Consider the following 16588-nt stretch of genomic DNA (forward strand, 5'->3'; position numbering starts at 1 on the left):
CCGCCCCGGCACCACCGCCGGGCGGCCCCTTCGCCGCGCCCTCGACCGAGGCCGGCTCACTCACTAAGGAGTACCTAAGTCATGACCACCCCCAACCACCTCCCCGCCCGCAAGCTCGAAACCACCGGACGCGGTGGCGCCCGCTACGTCTTCTCCAACCACGAGGCGCCGGAGTGGCTCGTCCGGTCTATCCCCGGTGCCGTCGAGGCCCGCGAGGCGTGGCTCCAGGAGAACGCCAAGGGCGACGCCCTCGCCCGCGAGTACAGCGCCAGCGGCAAGGCCCTGGTCGCCCTCCGCGCCAGCGACCCCCGCGCCTCCGAACTGGAGGACGCCGAGCGCGCCCACAAGGATCTCGGCCGCGAGGTCGACGCCCAGGCCAAGAAGGCCCTGGCCGCCTTGCGCCGGTTTGATAGCCTCGCCTACTCCGGCCTCGGCACCCCCGAGGAGTACCGCGCCGCCGCCGCCGAGCACGCCCTCGCCAAGCACGCCGAGGCCGTCGCCGCGTGGGATGCCCTCCGCGCCGCCTTGGTCGAGCGCGAGGAGGCCCACAAGGCCGCCGGATCTCCCGGCCTCGACTGGCGCCGCTCCGCCCGCGTGGACTTCCGCTCTCTGGCGAGCATTGCCGGAGTCGTCGCCCCCATCCTGGGAGGCTTCGACGTCAAGGCCTTGGAACGCACCGTCGACGGCGAGCACGTCCCCTCTCCCGCCGAACGCGCCGCCGCCACCCTGGCCGCTATCAAGGAGACCGAGGCCAAGACCGTCGCCGCCGTCCGCGCTCGCGGCGCTAAGGAGGGCGCCAACTAATGCCCGCGCTCCTCGCTGAAGTCGAAACCCTGGCCGCCGAGCTCGCCGTCCTCGGCGACCGCGTGAGCACCCTCGAAGGCACCTACCCGAAGGAGCCCGCCAAGTGAGCAACCACCTCCTGATCCTGGCCGCCGTCGCCACGGTCGCCGCGTCCTCGGCGATCTCCTACTCCATCGGCTACACCACCGCCCTCCTCGCCCGCCGCGAAGAACCCACCCCCACCCCCGAAAGGACCGCCAACAATGGCTAGCTACAACATCACCGACCTCGTGAAGACCGCCCAGAAGGACGCCCCGCTCCCGGCGACGTTCGCCGAGCTCGACGAGCAGACCCAGCGCCGCCTCCGCCGCGAGGCAGAAGCCAAGGGCATCACCCCCGAGGCCCTCTACGCCGCGATCCGCGCACAGGCCGAACAGGACGCCGCCACCGACGTCGACCCCGAGGCGATCGCCAAGGCCGCCCGGCGCTGACCCTGGCCCGCATAACCGAATACCCCCACGCCCGAGAGGCCGCCGCTACCCACGCTAACGGCGGCCTCCGGCGTACCCACCCCAGCACTACCAAAGGAGAACCATTGCCAACCTTCAAGTCCCGCACGGTCTACAAGACCGAGGCCCGTCGCCGCGTCGCAACCATCCTCCCCGCCGTGGAGAAGTTCGCCACCACCTCGCCGGAGAAGTGCCCCCCTAAGTGGCGGCCAGGCATCCCCCTCCGCGTCTGGATCGACACCCCCGCCGAGGAGCGCGGCTCCATCCTCCGGCGCGCCGTCCGCGAGTCAGTCCTTACAGCCCTCGGCCCCATGCCCGAGCCCGCCCAGGGCGACAACCCGCCGCGTCCCAGCCTCGGCGCCCAGCCCGAGCCAGCGCCCGAGCCAGCGCCCGCCGCGCCCGCGTCTCGCTACTTCTCCTTCTGCTCCTCGTGTGGCGATCACGTCAGCGTTGAGTCGCGCCGCGCCCGCGTTGTCTTCTGCTCGGCGAAGGCATGTGCCGAGGCACGTAAGCGCCGCGTGTAAACACCGAGGCCACGCCCTCACCGCCCGGAGGCGCCGCCCCATCCTCGCCAAGGGTGTGGGGGGTGCCTCCTAAGAGGTCGCGCCCGTCCTCGAACCGGCATAGCGTTCAAATCTGCCAACCGGCTCGGCCCCATTTTTAGAAAACCGGGTCAAAATCCCCCATTTTCAAGCCCAAGGAGTTTTCATGCCCGCACACTTCGACGACTACGACGACCTCGACGAGATCCGGACCGCCAAGCGCCCTACTCCGGCGTTCGCCCCGGCCGTCGACCAGATCCGCAAGCGCGACGGCGACCTCGCCGCCGCCGAGGTAGAGGCCGCCGCGAAGGCCGACGACCGAGGCGCCCCGCAAGGCAACCAGAACGCCGCTGGCAAGCGTCCCGCTCCCGTCCGGGGCTTCTGGGCCGACGAGAAGGAGCGCTACGCCCTCCTGAGCAAGCCCGGCAACGCCTACGCCAAGCGCGGCTGGCGCCTCTCCAACGGCTTCGTCGCCTCCTACAACGGCGCTCTCGTGGCCCATACGACCACCGGCATCGGCGCCCTCCCGGCGCACGCCGTCGTCCTGCCCAACGGCCGCCGATTCACTTTCCGATCCGCCAAGGCCGCCTTCGACTTCGTCGAGCGGCACGCCTAACCCAAGGAACCTCATGGAAGAAAAAACCCCCGATCTCGACTACCCCGAGCACTGGACCGAGTCCGCCCGCGACGCCTTCGAGAGCGTCATGGCCCAGCGCCCCGGCCTGGAGGGCGCCGAGTTCGCCTCGCTCGTCCAGGTCGCCGAGCTCCTCACCTCGGCGGACCTCCTGGAGGCCGAAGCGCGGAAGACCGGCCTCCTCGTCCCAGGCTCGACCGGCCAGCTAACCACCAACCCCGGCGTCGTCGAGGGCCGCCTCGCCCGGACGGCCGCCGCGACCATCCTGGCCCGCCTCGTGCCGCCGTCCAAGGGCGGCGCCATGACCAACTCCGAGCGGGGCCGCATGGCCGCCCGCGCTAGGTACGGCTCCAAGTGAGGCCGCCGTCCCGCCCCGTTGTCCGGCGTAGCGCCGACGGCATACACCCGATCGCCGCGCTCCCGCCGCTGAAGCTCAACGCCGCCGACGTCGAGCGCGTCGGCGTCCCCCGCGCCGCCCTCAACGCCGTCCGCGACGACGCCCGCGTAGACGAGATCAAAGCCGCCGCACGGAGCGAGAGCCAGGAAGCCTACGAGGCCGCGATCGCCGCCTCGGCGAACCTGGCCCGACGCACCGCCACCGCCTACGCCCGCTCCGTCGCGGCGTTCGTCAAGCCCGGCGACGACAAACCACCTTTTTAGGAGACACATGGAACCCCTCGACGACCGCACCGCCGACCTCTACCCCGAGGTCGCCTCTCCCGGCGAGCGCCTGGCCCTGTTCGAGTTCGACCAGCGCATCCTCCGGCCGCTCCGCCTCCTGATCGAGCGCTACGACTCCGGCGACCGCGCCCCTCTGATCGACGCGCTAAACCTCCTGTGCAACGCCGCCGAGATCCTGGCCCTCCCTGGCCTCGATATCGTCCACCCGGCCGACCGTGCCGCGCTCGACAAGATCCTCCGCCTCGGCGCACACCCGGACGTCGAGCGCCCCGTAGTGGGCCGCGAGGACGTGTAAACAACCCAAGGACGCGCCCTGGACGGCCCTCTCCGGACCTTTCAAGGCGGCCCCCACCAGTTACCACCCCCAAAACGGCACAGAGCCGTCTAGCCTCTAAGGAGCCCTCACTTGACCGAGAACACCTACGCCACCTCCACCGGCGACGCCGTGCGCCAGCGCTTCCAGTACGGCACCCTGACGCACCAGACGTGCATCCATTGCGGCGAGTGGAAGGAGCCCCGCCAGTTCCCCCGGCGCGGCGCCTCGCCGACCGGGCGCGCCCTCCGTTGCTACTCGTGCAAGCGCCGCCAGCGTGCCGCCGCAAAGAAGGCCGCATACGCCGCCGCTCACCCCGAGGCCGCCGCGTGAGCGCCGCACCGCTCGTTAGGCGTAAGCCTAAGTGACGACGAAACGCCCCGTCCTGGATCTCCCCGAGGACGGGGCCTTTCGTGCGGCTTCTTATTAAGTATCGGCAGGGGCCAGCAGCGCCTCGCGCTCGGCGTCGAGGACGGCCTGACAGTGAGCAAATGCGCTTCGGAAGCGGTCCAGCGCAGTATCCATAACTATGTCTATGTGCCAGACCATAGGTTCCCGCAAGCCAGCCGCACACTTGCGAAGCTCGTCGTCAGCGCCTTTACATGCCATAAGCAATTCCAGCGCCGACGAAACCTCGCCGCTGAGCTTTCCGTCCCGCTTCGCCGTCCCTACGGCGACCATTGCGGCCGCGAAGGCGTCTCGCAATTCGTCCCGGTGCTGGTCACAAATGCGTATGCGGTGATTAAGGGCGTTCATCGACTCGGCGCTGTTTCTGGCTCGGGTCGCCTGCCGAAACGCGAAGTAAGCACCGCCGAGGCTGACAACAACGCCCGGAATAGTCGCCACTAGCCCAGCAATCACTGATCCATCCATTGCGTCAGCCTAACGTCGCGGGTTGCGACCCACGAGGTTCACCGTCTGAGACGCGCCGCTTCCGCTCTTTTGACCCGTTAGGGTGAGCCAATGAGCATTCCAAAGGGCAAGCTGTATAGGGGCATTGCTAGCCAGGCGCGTGTGACGTTCCAAGACTCCAGCGACGACGTTAGGAGCTTCAACACGCTCCGGCAGATGCTCAAAGGGAATCGGTCGGCGACACCGCACATCCATAAGGTTGCTAAGGGCGTTTACGTCCTCATTGCGGCACTTTGGGAAGCCTACTGTGAAGACTTGGCGTTGGAGGCGGCGACCACTATCACGGAAAACGCTGCTAGCTGGGAGCAACTTCCGCTGGCATTGAAGAAGCGGATAGCGAAGGATATCCGCGACGACAAAAACGATCTTGGTCCTTGGAAATTGGCTGGCGACGCTTGGCGCATTCACTGCCTAGAACGCCTACCCGGCATAGCCCGCGCCACGTTGTTCAATTCACCAAAGCCAACGCAGATCGACGAACTATTCCTCCAAGCGATCGGGCTTCCCAATTTGTCGGCATCCTGGACGGCTGGACCAGACGGCGTCGACCCTCGCGAGCGGCTACTGGAGTGCATGGGAGTGCGCGGGGCGATCGCTCACGGAGACACACCGGCGACCCTGATAACGCCCAAGATGATCTCGGACTTCTATCAGACCGTTATGCGCCTCGTGGAAGAAACAGACGAGGCAGTGAGAGGCTTCATCGCCACGACTATCGGCTCGTCACCCTGGGACGCCCCGCCGCCCGTAGTAGAGGCGGTACCAACCTACGTGCCCGGAAGGCGATCCCGGCGCAAACCCCCTCCGACAGATACTTTGGAGGGATCGCTCGCGATTGGGCCTTCTACGGCGGAGACTGAAACTGTGTAAACGGCCCTACACATACAATTGACCCTTTCGTTGCAGGAAACGGTAGCGTGTGGGCGCCGAACCCGGCGGGACCTCGGCCAGCACGGCCCCCTGGTTGGCGACCGCGCGGAGCAGGTCCTCGTTGCCGGCGGGGTAGAACCGGTCAACTCCCCCGGCCATGACGGCGATGGTGGGCAGACCCCCGGCGGCGCCGGCCAGGGCAGCCCGATGGGCATGGGCATCGATGCCGTAGGCTCCGCCGGAGATGATCATGAAACCCCGCTGGGCCAAGGCATAGGCGAGGTCGCCCGTCACCGCCGAGCCATAGGAGGTACTGTCCCGGGAGCCCACCAGGGCGATTGCCTTATTGACCGGCGGCAGTTCCTGTTCCACACCCCGCCACCAGAGGCACAGCGGCTCCTGCAGTCCCAGGTCCGCGAGTTGGCGGGGCCATAACTCATCCGTGGGGATGAGCATGCGGCCGCCCAGGCGTTGCATGGTCGCCAGGTCACGTTCCGGGGCCAGGTCGGGCACCCGCGGCGCCCAGCGCTTGAGGGCCATGCCCAAGCCGCTCCAGCCGCCTCCCGCGCCGTGTTCCTCCAGCAGCTGTGAGAGCTCCTGTTCCAGCCCGGCGCCCGCCGCCAGTTGCCCGGTCGCAATCCGCAACGCGTCCTCGCCGCCAACGGCCCGGACAAGGGCCAGGCCGGCGGCGTCCTGCGGCTCCAGGAGCCTGGACAGCGCGGCGCGGGCGGTCCTGTCGTTCTCTGTCATGGTCCTGCTGCTCTCCTCATGCTGTAGGTCTCTTCACGGAAGGAATCCTCGGCACCATCAGGCGGCTGCCGCGGTGGTCTGCCGAAGGCCGAGCGCCTGGCCAATGTCATCCGCACCGGGGGCTTCACGCCCATCGAGATCCGCCAGCGTCCAGGCCAGGCGCAGCACACGGTCGTAGCCACGGGCGGTCAGGGCGCCGCGTTCCAGCGCGTGGTCAAGGATGCGGGTGGCAGGTCCGGGCAGCCGCAGCGGTCCGCGGAGCACCCGCCCGGGTACCTGCGCGTTGGTTTCCAGTCCGAGCGGCCGGAGCCTAACGCGTTGGCGCTCCCGGGCGGCACACACCCGCGCCGCGATCTCCGCTGTACCTTCCTCGGCGCGGGGTTGGCCGAAGTCGGCCAGCGCCACGCGTTCGACCTCCAGCTGGATATCGACCCGGTCCAGCAGCGGGCCGGACAAGCGGGCCAGATAGCGGCGCCGCATCATCGGCGTGCAGGTGCACTCCACACCTTTGCCGGACGCCTTGCCGCAGGGGCAGGGGTTGGCGGCGAGGACCAGCTGGAACCGGGCCGGGTACGCTGCTGTTCCTGCCGAGCGGTGGATGACCAGTTCGCCGCTCTCCAGCGGCTGCCGGAGGGCGTCGAGGACGCGCCGTTCGTATTCCGGAGCCTCGTCCAGGAACAGCACTCCGCGGTGCGCCCGGGAAGCCGCACCGGGCCGCGGCAGCCCGGATCCGCCGCCGATGATGGCGGCGGCGGTGGCGGTGTGGTGCGGGTTCTCGTAGGGTGGCCGGCGCAGCAGGGTGACGGACGCGGACGTGAGCGAGCTGAGCGAATGGATGGCCGTCACTTCCATGGCTTCCCTGTCGCCGAGGTCCGGGAGCAGGCCCGGCAGGCGCTCGGCCAGCATGGTCTTGCCGGCCCCGGGCGGACCGGTCAGCAGCACATGGTGCGCTCCGGCGGCAGCCACTTCCAGGGCGCGGCGGCCCTCGGCCTGGCCGGACACGTCGCACATGTCCGGGGCCAGTCCGGGCGCGGCGCCTCCACCGGGGTCATCCGGTTCCTCTTCGACGGGCTCGAAATCGAGAGCCAGGTCCTGCGGGTCGGCGCCGAAATCGAACGCCAGCCGGGCCAGGGTCCGGTAACCGCGGACCCTGGCCCCGGGCACCAGTTCGGCCTCGGCGGCGTTGGCCTGCGCAACGACGACGTCCGGGTACCCGGCCTGGACGGCGGCCATCACGGCCGGGAGGATGCCGCGCATGGGGCGCAGCCGCCCGTCCAGGCCAAGCTCCGCGATAAAGACGTTCCGCCCGGTGGGGCGCACGTCGTTCGCGGCGATCAGCACCGCCATGGCGATGGAGAGATCGAATCCGGAGCCGCGCTTGGGCAGGGACGCCGGGATAAGGTTCGCGGTGATCTTCCGTCGGCTGAGCGGGATGCCGGAGTTCTGTGCGGCGGAGCGGATCCGTTCCTTCGCCTCGTTGAGTGAGGCGTCCGGCAGGCCGAGGATCACAAAGGCGGGCAGTGTTTGGCCGATGTCAGCCTCGACCTCGACGATGTAGCCGTTCAGCCCCACCAGCGCGATGGAATAGGTCCGGCCGAGCGCCATCTACCCCACCCCTTTGAGGTGTTCGATGGCCGGGGCGCCGGTGCCGTCGTCGAGCACGGCAACGACGTCCACACGGCGCAGCGGCATCCGCAGCTCATGGTCGCGGCACCACGCTGAGGCCAGCCGGTGCAGCCGGGCGAGCTTGTCCACGCCGACGGCTTCGAAGGGGTGCCCGTAGGCGAGTGATTTGCGGGTTTTGACCTCGGCGATCACCAGGGCGTCGCCGTCGAGCGCCACAATATCGATCTCGCCCTCGGGGCAGCGCCAGTTGCGGTCCACAACCCGCATTCCCTGGGCTTCGAGGAAGCCGGCGGCGAGTTCTTCACCGCGCCGGCCCAGCACGTCCTTAGCTCTCATACCTCCAGACTGGGACCCTGCGGCCCCGCAGCCCAGACCACACGGCTCTCATGTGGAAAAGTCCGGACAACCGACCTGGCAAAGTTGCCGATTGGGATGCCGTTCCTTGCCACCTCCTACGCATGACGGCCCGCCCAGCAGGTTTGGAAGGATCCAAGAATTTGTCGCCCGACTCCCCTGTCCCTAGGCTTGCAGCAGACAAGCAACCTTTTGACGATCGCCAGGGCGGCAAGGCCATGAACCACTGGCCCCAGAGCGGGACACCGTCAAAACGTGCAACGTGAATGATGCCCCAGGGACTCCCCCGGCCGACAGAAAGCAGCAACCGTGCTGACAGTGGATTTGACACATGTACCTCTCTCTCCGGACAGCCGGTACATACTGCGGCTCAGGGACCGGGTTTCCCACGCCGGTCAGGCCCTGGGGGTGGTGGCCGGGAAGCGGCTCGAAGTATCCAGTGATGCCCTGCCGGGCCCCCTTAACCAGACGGTGGCTTGGGTTGATGAGGTCACTAGTGACGGAGAAACCAGCCCCTTGACACCACGCGTAAGAGCCGACGGTTTGAAGCACGTGGCGCATCTGGAAGTGTGGCTTCGCCAGCCGGCAAAGGCGACGACGCACCAAGAAGCAGAGAAGATGCTGCAGACGCTCTTGGCGTGGAAGTACTTCGGAGATTCTGAGTGGGAGAGCCGGGTCATGCGCATCGCAAAGGACGTGCTGCGAAAACTCCGACGGATACGCCGTCTTCCGGCGAATAGCCGCCTGGCGGTTCTTTGCGAACTTCACTCCGCAAGTGCCGACTTTTCCGATTCGGTGACCGGCAATGTGATGGCGAGCCTCGCCGGCATGACGGCATTGCACGGGCTACTGGAACGACATGTCGCCCCCCTTCGGAGAGACATTTTCCACGTCGCGTCGCCAGCAGGCAGCGCCGCCTCTGAATCGTTAAAATCCGACTTGCGTCATCTGCTGGCCACCTCGTCCGCCTTCAACGGTTCGAGTACAACCTCCAGCCTGCTCCGCGGTCAGGTTCTCAGCGTCCTTGAAGGCAGGAACGCAGCCCGGCGAGAGTTCCAGTCTGCTCTTTCGTCCAACCGCCACCTCGTCAAATCCCTGTATCTCGACATGGGAAGCTTTACCTACGGGTCGCCGGAGAGTCGCGTCGCTCAAGCTGCGACGATCACTTGGCACGGAGCCGAGTACTCCTCAAAGGCCGGGGCTACCATTCTCTATTCGGCCAATACAGACTTTCTTCGTCGGTTCTTGGCCAGAATCCTTTTCTATGCCATTGCGGAGCCCGAACTCCATCTTCATTTCCACCTCGTAGCGTCGGAAAACGAAGCACTGGCGTTCATAGGCGAAGCGGAAGAACTCTTGAACACGATTCACGCGTTTAGCGGCCGAGCGTCCACGCCGCCAAAACTGTCGTGGTCATCCTCGGAAGTGCCAGCAGGCGTGGGCAACCCGATTACCTATTTCGCATGTGCGCGGTATTTGGTCGCAGAGGCTGTCATGGACAAGTTTGGAACCGACGTATGGGTCCAAGACGTCGATCTCTACCCCACTGCGCCGATTTCCCAGGCCCACATTAGTATGAACGGGTTCGACGCCGTCGTGGCGGCCTCCTCCGGTATTGATTTGCTCGCGCCGTGGCGACGCTACATTGCCAACAGCGTCTACATTTCGCGCTCCGAAAAGGGCAGGACCTTCGCCTCGAACGCGGCAACATACATTTCGAGTTTCCTCCACGAACCCGATTCGTGGATGCTCGACCAAAACGCCCTAGACTGGGCTGTTGAGATGGCCCCGGCGGGCACCTCGACCGGAAACATGCGCGCCTTGGACGTCCAACTTACCCAATCGGCCATGAACGGCCCCATCGAATCCTGATCTGTCGGGAACCACGCCTCGGGCTTCCGGTCCGTAGCCGTTCGTCGATGGGTGGCGAACGACTTACGTCCGCGTTCAAAGGCACGGAAGTGTCCGCTGAGGGTTACCAGGGCCCGTGCCGCCTGGCGCCCGGACTCAGTTCCCCAGGCCCTCCACCTTGGGCAGGGCAAGCTCCTCGCTGCGCGGCAGCTCCTCGACGTTGACGTCTTTGAAGGTGATGACGCGGACGCTCTTGACGAACCGGGCGGAGCGGTAGACGTCCCACACCCAGGCGTCCTGCAGCGTCAGGTCGAAGTAGACCTCGCCGTCGGCGCTTCGGGCCTGCAGGTCGACGTGGTTGGCCAGGTAGAATCGCCGCTCGGTCTCGACCACGTAGCTGAACAGCCCGACGACGTCGCGGTATTCGCGGTAGAGCTGCAGCTCCATGTCGGTTTCATAGTTTTCAAGGTCCTCGGCACTCATGCTTCCATCTTGCACCATCGGGAGACGGGCGCGCGCCACGTGCCCGCCGGCCGGGAGACGGGCGCGCGCCACGGCTCAGTCGCCGAGCAGCTGCCAGCTGACGCGGTGGTATGGGGTGGGACCCTTGGCGCGGAGCGCATCCTTGTGCGCGGCCGTGCCGTAGCCCTTGTTCTCGTTCCAGCCGAAGTCCGGGTATTCAGTGTGCAGGGCTGCCATCTGGCGGTCGCGTTCGACCTTGGCCAGCACGGACGCCGCCGCGACGCTGAGGCACTGCATGTCGGCCTTGACCAGGGTGTGGACCGGCGCGTCGCAGCCGGGCTCCTCCGGCACTTCGTCGAACAGCGAGGCCTGCGCCGCCGGTGAGAGCCAGTTGTGGCTGCCGTCCAGCAGCACCACGTCCGGCGTCACCCCGGCGGCCAGCACCGAGAACCAGGCCCGGTTGCCGGCGAGCCGCAGCGCGGCGATGATGCCGAGCGCGTCGATCTCCGCCGCGGACGCGTGCCCCACGGCGGACGCGACACTCCAGCTGCGGACCAGCGGCTCCAGCCGTTCCCGCTCCGTCACCTTGAGCAGCTTGCTGTCCCGCACGTCGGCGAGCAGCCGTTGCTTGTGCAGGTCCACGACGGCGATGCCGACGCTGACGGGGCCGGCCAGGGCGCCGCGGCCCACTTCGTCGATCCCGGCGAGGAGCCGGGCGCCGGAGCCACGGAAGCGGCGCTCGTAGTCGAGGGTGGGTGCTTCGGACACGGCTGCTGTCCTACTTCCCTGCCGGGGCGGGGACGGCGCGGAAGACGTCCGGGTAGTTGTCCAGGGAAGTGATCCGGTTCAGCGGCCACGCGATCACGGCCGCTTTGCCTTCGATGTCGGCCAGGTCGATGAAGCCGCCGTTGCTTTCCCGGTGGGCGCGGGAGTCGGCGGAGTGGTTCCGGTTGTCGCCCATGACCCAGACCTTGCCGGCGGGCACCACGACGTCGAAGTCGCGCACCTGCGGGACCTCGGCGCTGTTGACGTACTTCTCGTCCAGCGGCGCGCCGTTGACGGTGAGCCGGCCGCTGCCGTCGCAGCAGATGACGTGGTCCCCCGGCAGGCCGATGACGCGCTTGACGAGGTGCTGTTCGGAGTTGTCCGGGAGCAGGCCGACGAACGTCAGCACGTCCTGGACGCCGGTGAGCGGTCCGGCCGGCTTCTCCGGGGTGGGCACCAGCCAGCCCTTAGTGTCCCGGAAGACGACGACGTCGCCGCGCTCCAGGGCGATCGGTTCCGGCACCAGCAGGTTGACGAAGATGCGGTCGTTGACGTCCAGGGTGTTCATCATGGATTCGGACGGGATGTAGAAGGCCCGGAACAGGAAGGTTTTGATCAGGAAGGACAGCACGACGGCGATTGCCACCACCGTCGCGATCTCCTTGAGCCAGGAGAGCACGGGGCTGCGGCCCTCGCGGGCCTTCGCCTTGCGGGCGCGCGCGGACGACGGTCCGGCGTGCGAGGGACCGTCGTGCGGGGTGCCCTCGGCGCGCTCGGGCTGCGTGGCCGGCCCCGCGTGCGCCGCTTCTGCCTGCACCGGCACGGCCGCCGGAGCGTGCGCCGGTTCCGGCGCGTGTGTGGGCCGGGGCGCGGCCGGCAACTGCGTGGTCGGGTGGTCGGTGCCCGGGATGGGCGAGGAGGTCACTCGGGGCTCGTCGTGCCCCCGCGGATCAGGAGTCCGGGGTCCGGTCTCGGGCATCTACTGTCCGTTCTTTATCGTCGTGGCGGCCTCGACGGGCCGCGGTATTGCTGCAAATCTATCAAGCGGCCAGATGATCTGGACCGGCCGGCCGATCACGCGTTCCAGCGGCACCATCCCGCCGCCCGGCGCACCCAGCAGGCTGCGGGAATCGGCTGACTTGGAGCGGTGGTCACCCATCAGCCAGAGCCGTCCGTCCGGGACAATTACGCTGAACTTCAGCTCGCTGGGGGCGTCGCCCGCATACAAATAGGGTTCCTCAAGTTTCTGGCCGTTGACTGTGAGCCGGCCGTCGGCACCACAGCAGGCCACGTGGTCGCCGGGCATCCCGATGACACGCTTCACGTAGGTGGTGTCGCTGCCGGTGAGGCCAAGCCAGTGGCCCACGCCGGCGAGGAAGTCGGCCGCCGGACCCCGGCCGCTGCCCAGCGGGGCGAAGGAGCCGCGGCCGTCAAAGACCACGATGTCGCCGCGGCGGACCGGGTCGAAGGCGAAGTCCGTCCGGGACACCACAATCCTGTCGCCGTCGCGGAGCAGCGGCTCCATCGACGCGGACGGGATGAAGTAGACGTCCAGCCACAGCGACCGGATCAGGCCGCTGATGGCCACGGCCAGGACCAGGCCCAGAAGCACAAAACGCCAGCCCAGTTTCCTGGGCCGGCGTTTTGCTTGTTCCATGATCCGTGTCCTCTTACGCTTTTCTCAGTTGAACGGCGCAGTGGCGGACGGGCCCGGGAGTTGACCGGACCGTCCTGGATCCGCTGTGAAGTCCGGAGGACTTACTTGGCGGTCTGGAAGTCGCGCTTTTCCTTGATCTTCGCAGCCTTACCGCGCAGTGCACGCATGTAGTAAAGCTTGGCGCGGCGCACGTCACCCTTGGAGACGAGCTCGATCTTGTCGATGATCGGGGAGTGTACCGGGAAGGTACGCTCCACGCCGACGCCGAAGGAGACCTTGCGGACGGTGAAGGTTTCACGGACGCCGTCGCCCTGGCGGCCCAGGACGAAGCCCTGGAAGACCTGGACACGGGAGTTCTTGCCTTCGATGATGTTCACGTGCACCTTGATGGTGTCACCAGCGCGGAACTCGGGAACATCGGTGCGCAGCGAGGCTGCGTCTACGGAATCGAGGATATGCATTGATCCACTCCTGGTGAACGCCACAGGTCATTCACGTTGGGTCACGGCGGCCAAGCCCGGGTGCTTGCGCACTGGAAATTCCCGCCGAAAGTTTTGTCGTTCCGGCTCCGTCAGGAATTGACGGGGCCGGGGTGCCGCGCTGTTGGTGACGCTCCCCCTGTGGCAGGTTCGCACCCAGCAGGCACAAGGACTAATTTTGCCACATTCCGCCGTGTTTTGGTGAATTGGCCGGGCAGGATCCGCCGGGTCTAGGCGTCGGGGCGGCGCTGCAGCCGGCCCTCGACGACGTCGTAGCCGAGTTCCCCGAAAGCCGTCCGGTCCGCGCGGGGCAGTTTGCCGGCGTCGAAGGCGTCCAACAGGTCCGGGCGGCGCTCGGCGGTGCGCCGGTACTGTTCGTGGCGCCGCCACTGCGCGATCTTGCCGTGGTTGCCGCTCAGCAGCACGGCCGGAACCTCTCGTTCCCGCCAACTGGAGGGCTTGGTGTACACCGGGTATTCGAGCAGACCGTCGGAGTGGGACTCCTCCACGAGTGATTCGGGGTTCCCGACGACGCCGGGCAGCAGCCTCCCGACGGCCTCGACCATGGCCAGCACGGCCACCTCGCCGCCGTTGAGCACGTAGTCACCGAGGCTCATGGGCCGGACGGTGAAGTGCTCCGCAGCCCACTCCAGCACGCGTTCGTCGATGCCCTCGTAGCGTCCGCAGGCAAAGACCAGCTGGTCCTCCTCCGCGAGTTCGTGCGCAATCGCCTGGCTGAAGCGCTCCCCCGCCGGTGACGGGACGATCAGCACGGGCTTCCGGACGCCCTCCGCGGCGGACGCACCGGATTCCGGCACCGCGCGGGCCACGGCGGTCAGCGCCTGGGCCCAGGGTTCGGGCTTCATCACCATGCCAGCACCGCCGCCGTATGGGGTGTCATCCACCGTGCGGTGCCGGTCCGTGGTGAAGTCGCGGAGGTCGTGGACGTTCAGCTCCAGCAGGCCGTCCTGCCGCGCCTTCCCGATCAGGGACAGTTCCAGCGGTGCGAGGTACTCGGGAAAGATGCTGACGACGTCGATCCGCATCTTAGGCGTTGTCCCCTGCGGCGCGTTCGGACTTCCCGTCGGCGTCGGCGTCGGCGTCGCCGTCGTCGGGGGTAGCGCCGGCGTCGGTGTCAGTGTCGGCGTCGCCGTCGTCGGGGGTAGCGCCGGCGTCGGTGTCAGTGTCGGCGTCGCCGTCGTCGGGGGTAGCGCCGGCCTCGGTGTTGACCTCAAAAAGGCCGGCCGGCGGGGTAACGAGGACGTACTTTTCGCCGACGTTGACCTCGGGCACGATCTGCTCCACGAACGGGATCAGGATTTCCTTGCCCTCCTGGTCGGTCACCACCAGCAGATCCTGGACCGGCATGGTGTGCAGCCCGGACACCTTGCCGACCACCGTGTCGCCGACGCGGACGTCCAGGCCGACGAGCTCGTGCTCGTACCAGCCCTCGTCGTCGTCCTCGTCCAGTTCCTCGGTTTCGATGTAGAGCTTCGCGCCGCGGAGGGCTTCCGCATCGTTGCGGGTCTCCACCTCTTCGAAGGCCAGCAGCAGGATGTCCTTGTTCCAGCGGGCGCTCTCCACGGTCAGCGGCCCGGCCGACGCCGGTTCCACCACGAACCGCGTGCCGGGAACAAAGCGGTCACCGGGGGCGTCCGTTAGCACCTGGACGGTCACTTCGCCGCGGATGCCGTGGGGCTTGCCGATTCGTGCCACCTGAAGCTGCATCTGTTCCTCTGTTCGGGTTCTTTGTAAGTCTGGAATTTGGGGGTGCTTACTGCGCAAAACAGTCCGGCCCCTCCACCATAAGCTGGTGGAGGGGCCGGACTAAAGAAAACTACTGCTGGTCGCGCTACCGGCGGCGGTCGGTGTCGACGACGTCGACCCTGACCGGCTCGCCGTCGGCCAGCGCCGCCACCACAGTGCGCAGTGCGCGTGCGGTGCGGCCCTGGCGTCCGATCACCCGTCCGAGGTCGTCCTGATGAACGCGCACTTCGAGGGTGTCCCCGCGGCGGTTGTTCTTCGCACTGACCTTGACGTCCTCGGGACTGTCAACAATCCCGCGGACCAGGTGTTCGAGCGCTTCTGCCAGCAATTTACTCAGCCTCGGTGGTCTCTGCTTCGGCGTCGGCGGGAGCCTCGGCTGCGTCGTCCTTCTTGGCCTTCTTGGTGATGGCTTCCGGGATGATCACGGAACCCTTTTCCGGGGTGACGAAGGCTTCCTTGGGAGCCTTGGTCTTCAAGGTGCCCTCCTGGCCCGGGAGACCCTTGAACTTCTGCCAGTCACCGGTGATCTTCAGGATCGCGGAAACCTGCTCGGACGGCTGTGCGCCGACGCCGAGCCAGTACTGGGCACGGTCCGAGTCGACCTCGATGTACGAGGGCTCTTCGGTCGGGTGGTACTTGCCGATCTCTTCGATGGCACGGCCGTCACGCTTGGAGCGTGCGTCCATGACGACGATGCGGTAGTACGGTGCGCGCATCTTGCCGAAGCGCTTAAGGCGAATCTTTACGGCCACTTTTGTGGTCACTCCTGTTTCTGAAACGGGGTCGAGCCCGGCGTTCTGCACCCGTGGGGCGGGCCGTACTAGGGGGTTCTAAAGGACAGGATCCGGACGCGGAGAGAGGGGCCACGCAGATCGAGTACCTGTTTATTGTGCCAGATCACCGCGCGGATTTCGACTTGACACCCGCAGCGGGTCACTTACGGCCGGTTTCTGGTCCGGGCGGGCGTCGCGTCAGGAGGTCCAGACGTAGAGTCCGGCCTTCGTGGCGGGGTCGACGCCGGCCGCCAGCTCGGCGAGCTGCCGGACGTAACGGGCGGCCTGCTCGGCACCGAAGGGCATGTCCTCCTCGGCCGCCCAGCTCTCCGCGACCTCGGCCAGGACGTCACCCTCGCCCTCGGTCTCGTAGCTGAGCAACTCCGCGAGGGCCCGGACCATCGCTGCCGGAACGCCCAGCAGCGAGTCGCTGGCAACGTCCACCATCGCCAGCTCGTAATCGGCGCCCGCGGCGTGCACGGCGGTGCCGGCCAGGTCGCCCAGACGCTCGACCTCGAAGTCGCTGATGTCGGGAATCCGGACGGCGCCCGGGGCAGCCGGGGCGCCGTCGTCGAGGGCCGACGCGCGCTTCAGGGCAGCGTCATGGGTGGCGACGAAGATTTCAGTAAATCCCAAGGAAGTGCTCCTCAACAGGGGTAGGTGTGGCGTGGTCCCGGCGGCCGCACTGCAGGCAGGAAGCTGCGGCGGCCATCCGGTTTCAGCCTAGCCCAGACGGGGCGGCGGCCCGACCGGACATACCCTCCCCCGGCAGGGAGCAATGAGCAGAATGCCGCTATGCCCACTCCCTGCCGCGAAGAATGGACATGCCCCTCGCTCCACGTCCGCGAAGGATGGGCATG

The 16588-nt window shown here is 67.3% G+C and carries 24 protein-coding genes and 1 pseudogene; 11 read left to right on the forward strand and 14 right to left on the reverse strand.

Annotated elements, in window-relative coordinates; genetic code table 11:
* Positions 1 to 81 precede the first annotated feature (81 nt).
* The 9 genes from ABIN76_RS16470 to ABIN76_RS16510 all read left to right on the forward strand — a co-directional run bounded on the left by ABIN76_RS16470 (position 82) and on the right by ABIN76_RS16510 (position 3795).
* Positions 82 to 804, forward strand: a complete 723-nt coding sequence (locus ABIN76_RS16470; protein ID WP_346960753.1) for a hypothetical protein — start codon at positions 82 to 84, stop codon at positions 802 to 804.
* 103 nt (positions 805 to 907) lie between these two features.
* Entirely contained in the window at positions 908 to 1054 is a 147-nt protein-coding gene (locus tag ABIN76_RS16475) for a hypothetical protein (RefSeq protein WP_346960754.1), read from the forward strand.
* Entirely contained in the window at positions 1047 to 1274 is a 228-nt protein-coding gene (locus ABIN76_RS16480; RefSeq protein WP_346960755.1) for a hypothetical protein, read from the forward strand. Before ABIN76_RS16475 ends, ABIN76_RS16480 begins: the two co-directional genes overlap by 8 nt.
* Positions 1275 to 1378: 104 nt before the next feature.
* Positions 1379 to 1816, forward strand: a complete 438-nt coding sequence (locus ABIN76_RS16485; RefSeq protein ID WP_346960756.1) for a hypothetical protein — start codon at positions 1379 to 1381, stop codon at positions 1814 to 1816.
* Between the two features lie 184 nt (positions 1817 to 2000).
* Positions 2001 to 2450 (forward strand): hypothetical protein, encoded by a 450-nt coding sequence (locus tag ABIN76_RS16490; RefSeq protein WP_346960757.1) that lies wholly within the window; start codon positions 2001 to 2003, stop codon positions 2448 to 2450.
* 13 nt (positions 2451 to 2463) lie between these two features.
* Positions 2464 to 2826, forward strand: coding sequence for a hypothetical protein (locus ABIN76_RS16495; RefSeq protein ID WP_346960758.1), 363 nt, complete (start codon positions 2464 to 2466; stop codon positions 2824 to 2826).
* Positions 2823 to 3128 carry a hypothetical protein gene (locus ABIN76_RS16500; RefSeq protein ID WP_346960759.1) on the forward strand — a complete coding sequence of 102 codons (306 nt, stop codon included), beginning with the start codon at positions 2823 to 2825 and terminating at the stop codon, positions 3126 to 3128. The genes ABIN76_RS16495 and ABIN76_RS16500 overlap by 4 nt, the downstream gene beginning before the upstream one ends.
* Positions 3129 to 3135: 7 nt before the next feature.
* A complete protein-coding gene (locus ABIN76_RS16505) occupies positions 3136 to 3444 on the forward strand; it encodes a hypothetical protein (protein ID WP_346960760.1) in 309 nt (102 codons plus the stop codon).
* A 111-nt stretch (positions 3445 to 3555) separates the two neighbouring features.
* Positions 3556 to 3795: a hypothetical protein gene (locus ABIN76_RS16510; protein WP_346960761.1), complete on the forward strand. Its 240-nt coding sequence runs from the start codon at positions 3556 to 3558 to the stop codon at positions 3793 to 3795.
* 93 nt (positions 3796 to 3888) lie between these two features.
* On the opposite strand, the gene ABIN76_RS16515 is transcribed toward ABIN76_RS16510, so the two are convergent.
* Complete coding sequence (locus ABIN76_RS16515) at positions 3889 to 4335, reverse strand: hypothetical protein (protein WP_346960762.1); 447 nt, start codon at positions 4333 to 4335, stop codon at positions 3889 to 3891.
* A gap of 90 nt (positions 4336 to 4425) precedes the next feature.
* On the opposite strand from ABIN76_RS16515, the gene ABIN76_RS16520 reads away from it, so the two are divergent.
* On the forward strand, positions 4426 to 5244 hold the full coding sequence (locus ABIN76_RS16520; protein WP_346960763.1) for a HEPN domain-containing protein: 819 nt from the start codon (positions 4426 to 4428) through the stop codon (positions 5242 to 5244).
* Between the two features lie 27 nt (positions 5245 to 5271).
* On the opposite strand, the pseudogene ABIN76_RS16525 reads toward ABIN76_RS16520, so the two are convergent.
* The 3 genes and pseudogenes from ABIN76_RS16525 to ABIN76_RS16535 form a co-directional block, all read right to left on the reverse strand.
* A pseudogene (locus tag ABIN76_RS16525) lies at positions 5272 to 5994 on the reverse strand (DNA-processing protein DprA); the annotation flags it as partial.
* A gap of 57 nt (positions 5995 to 6051) precedes the next feature.
* A complete protein-coding gene (locus tag ABIN76_RS16530; protein WP_346960764.1) occupies positions 6052 to 7599 on the reverse strand; it encodes a YifB family Mg chelatase-like AAA ATPase in 1548 nt (515 codons plus the stop codon).
* Positions 7600 to 7956: a YraN family protein gene (locus ABIN76_RS16535; protein ID WP_346960765.1), complete on the reverse strand. Its 357-nt coding sequence runs from the start codon at positions 7954 to 7956 to the stop codon at positions 7600 to 7602.
* A 327-nt stretch (positions 7957 to 8283) separates the two neighbouring features.
* Between ABIN76_RS16535 and ABIN76_RS16540 the strand changes: the two genes are divergently transcribed.
* Positions 8284 to 9846: a hypothetical protein gene (locus tag ABIN76_RS16540; RefSeq protein WP_346960766.1), complete on the forward strand. Its 1563-nt coding sequence runs from the start codon at positions 8284 to 8286 to the stop codon at positions 9844 to 9846.
* A gap of 135 nt (positions 9847 to 9981) precedes the next feature.
* Here the strand turns inward: ABIN76_RS16540 and ABIN76_RS16545 are convergent, their stop codons facing one another.
* The 10 genes from ABIN76_RS16545 to ABIN76_RS16590 form a co-directional block, all read right to left on the reverse strand.
* Positions 9982 to 10308 (reverse strand): DUF2469 domain-containing protein, encoded by a 327-nt coding sequence (locus ABIN76_RS16545; protein ID WP_056426737.1) that lies wholly within the window; start codon positions 10306 to 10308, stop codon positions 9982 to 9984.
* Between the two features lie 75 nt (positions 10309 to 10383).
* A complete protein-coding gene (locus tag ABIN76_RS16550) occupies positions 10384 to 11055 on the reverse strand; it encodes a ribonuclease HII (RefSeq protein WP_346960767.1) in 672 nt (223 codons plus the stop codon).
* A gap of 10 nt (positions 11056 to 11065) precedes the next feature.
* Positions 11066 to 11977: a signal peptidase I gene (gene lepB / locus ABIN76_RS16555; RefSeq protein WP_346960768.1), complete on the reverse strand. Its 912-nt coding sequence runs from the start codon at positions 11975 to 11977 to the stop codon at positions 11066 to 11068.
* Positions 11978 to 12031: 54 nt separating this feature from the next.
* Entirely contained in the window at positions 12032 to 12709 is a 678-nt protein-coding gene (gene lepB, locus ABIN76_RS16560) for a signal peptidase I (protein WP_346960769.1), read from the reverse strand.
* 101 nt (positions 12710 to 12810) lie between these two features.
* A complete protein-coding gene (rplS, locus tag ABIN76_RS16565) occupies positions 12811 to 13170 on the reverse strand; it encodes a 50S ribosomal protein L19 (RefSeq protein WP_146337296.1) in 360 nt (119 codons plus the stop codon).
* Between the two features lie 248 nt (positions 13171 to 13418).
* A complete protein-coding gene (gene trmD / locus ABIN76_RS16570) occupies positions 13419 to 14234 on the reverse strand; it encodes a tRNA (guanosine(37)-N1)-methyltransferase TrmD (protein ID WP_346960770.1) in 816 nt (271 codons plus the stop codon).
* 1 nt (position 14235) lies between these two features.
* Positions 14236 to 14916: a ribosome maturation factor RimM gene (gene rimM, locus ABIN76_RS16575; RefSeq protein WP_346960771.1), complete on the reverse strand. Its 681-nt coding sequence runs from the start codon at positions 14914 to 14916 to the stop codon at positions 14236 to 14238.
* 124 nt (positions 14917 to 15040) lie between these two features.
* Positions 15041 to 15283 (reverse strand): RNA-binding protein, encoded by a 243-nt coding sequence (locus ABIN76_RS16580; RefSeq protein ID WP_056426755.1) that lies wholly within the window; start codon positions 15281 to 15283, stop codon positions 15041 to 15043.
* 1 nt (position 15284) lies between these two features.
* Complete coding sequence (gene rpsP, locus ABIN76_RS16585) at positions 15285 to 15707, reverse strand: 30S ribosomal protein S16 (protein ID WP_346960772.1); 423 nt, start codon at positions 15705 to 15707, stop codon at positions 15285 to 15287.
* A 219-nt stretch (positions 15708 to 15926) separates the two neighbouring features.
* Positions 15927 to 16364 (reverse strand): hypothetical protein, encoded by a 438-nt coding sequence (locus ABIN76_RS16590; RefSeq protein WP_346960773.1) that lies wholly within the window; start codon positions 16362 to 16364, stop codon positions 15927 to 15929.
* Between the last annotated feature and the right edge of the window lie 224 nt (positions 16365 to 16588).

The organism is uncultured Arthrobacter sp., assembly GCF_964021775.1.
Lineage (GTDB): Bacteria > Actinomycetota > Actinomycetes > Actinomycetales > Micrococcaceae > Arthrobacter.

Coding starts and splice junctions, on each gene's coding strand:
- ABIN76_RS16470 (WP_346960753.1), top strand. CDS start 82: ATGACCACCCCCAACCACCTCCCCGCCCGCAAGCTCGAAACCACCGGA.
- ABIN76_RS16480 (WP_346960755.1), top strand. CDS start 1,047: ATGGCTAGCTACAACATCACCGACCTCGTGAAGACCGCCCAGAAGGAC.
- ABIN76_RS16490 (WP_346960757.1), top strand. CDS start 2,001: ATGCCCGCACACTTCGACGACTACGACGACCTCGACGAGATCCGGACC.
- ABIN76_RS16495 (WP_346960758.1), top strand. CDS start 2,464: ATGGAAGAAAAAACCCCCGATCTCGACTACCCCGAGCACTGGACCGAG.
- ABIN76_RS16505 (WP_346960760.1), top strand. CDS start 3,136: ATGGAACCCCTCGACGACCGCACCGCCGACCTCTACCCCGAGGTCGCC.
- ABIN76_RS16515 (WP_346960762.1), bottom strand. CDS start 4,335: ATGGATGGATCAGTGATTGCTGGGCTAGTGGCGACTATTCCGGGCGTT.
- ABIN76_RS16520 (WP_346960763.1), top strand. CDS start 4,426: ATGAGCATTCCAAAGGGCAAGCTGTATAGGGGCATTGCTAGCCAGGCG.
- ABIN76_RS16530 (WP_346960764.1), bottom strand. CDS start 7,599: ATGGCGCTCGGCCGGACCTATTCCATCGCGCTGGTGGGGCTGAACGGC.
- ABIN76_RS16535 (WP_346960765.1), bottom strand. CDS start 7,956: ATGAGAGCTAAGGACGTGCTGGGCCGGCGCGGTGAAGAACTCGCCGCC.
- ABIN76_RS16545 (WP_056426737.1), bottom strand. CDS start 10,308: ATGAGTGCCGAGGACCTTGAAAACTATGAAACCGACATGGAGCTGCAG.
- lepB (WP_346960769.1), bottom strand. CDS start 12,709: ATGGAACAAGCAAAACGCCGGCCCAGGAAACTGGGCTGGCGTTTTGTG.
- rplS (WP_146337296.1), bottom strand. CDS start 13,170: ATGCATATCCTCGATTCCGTAGACGCAGCCTCGCTGCGCACCGATGTT.
- trmD (WP_346960770.1), bottom strand. CDS start 14,234: ATGCGGATCGACGTCGTCAGCATCTTTCCCGAGTACCTCGCACCGCTG.
- rimM (WP_346960771.1), bottom strand. CDS start 14,916: ATGCAGCTTCAGGTGGCACGAATCGGCAAGCCCCACGGCATCCGCGGC.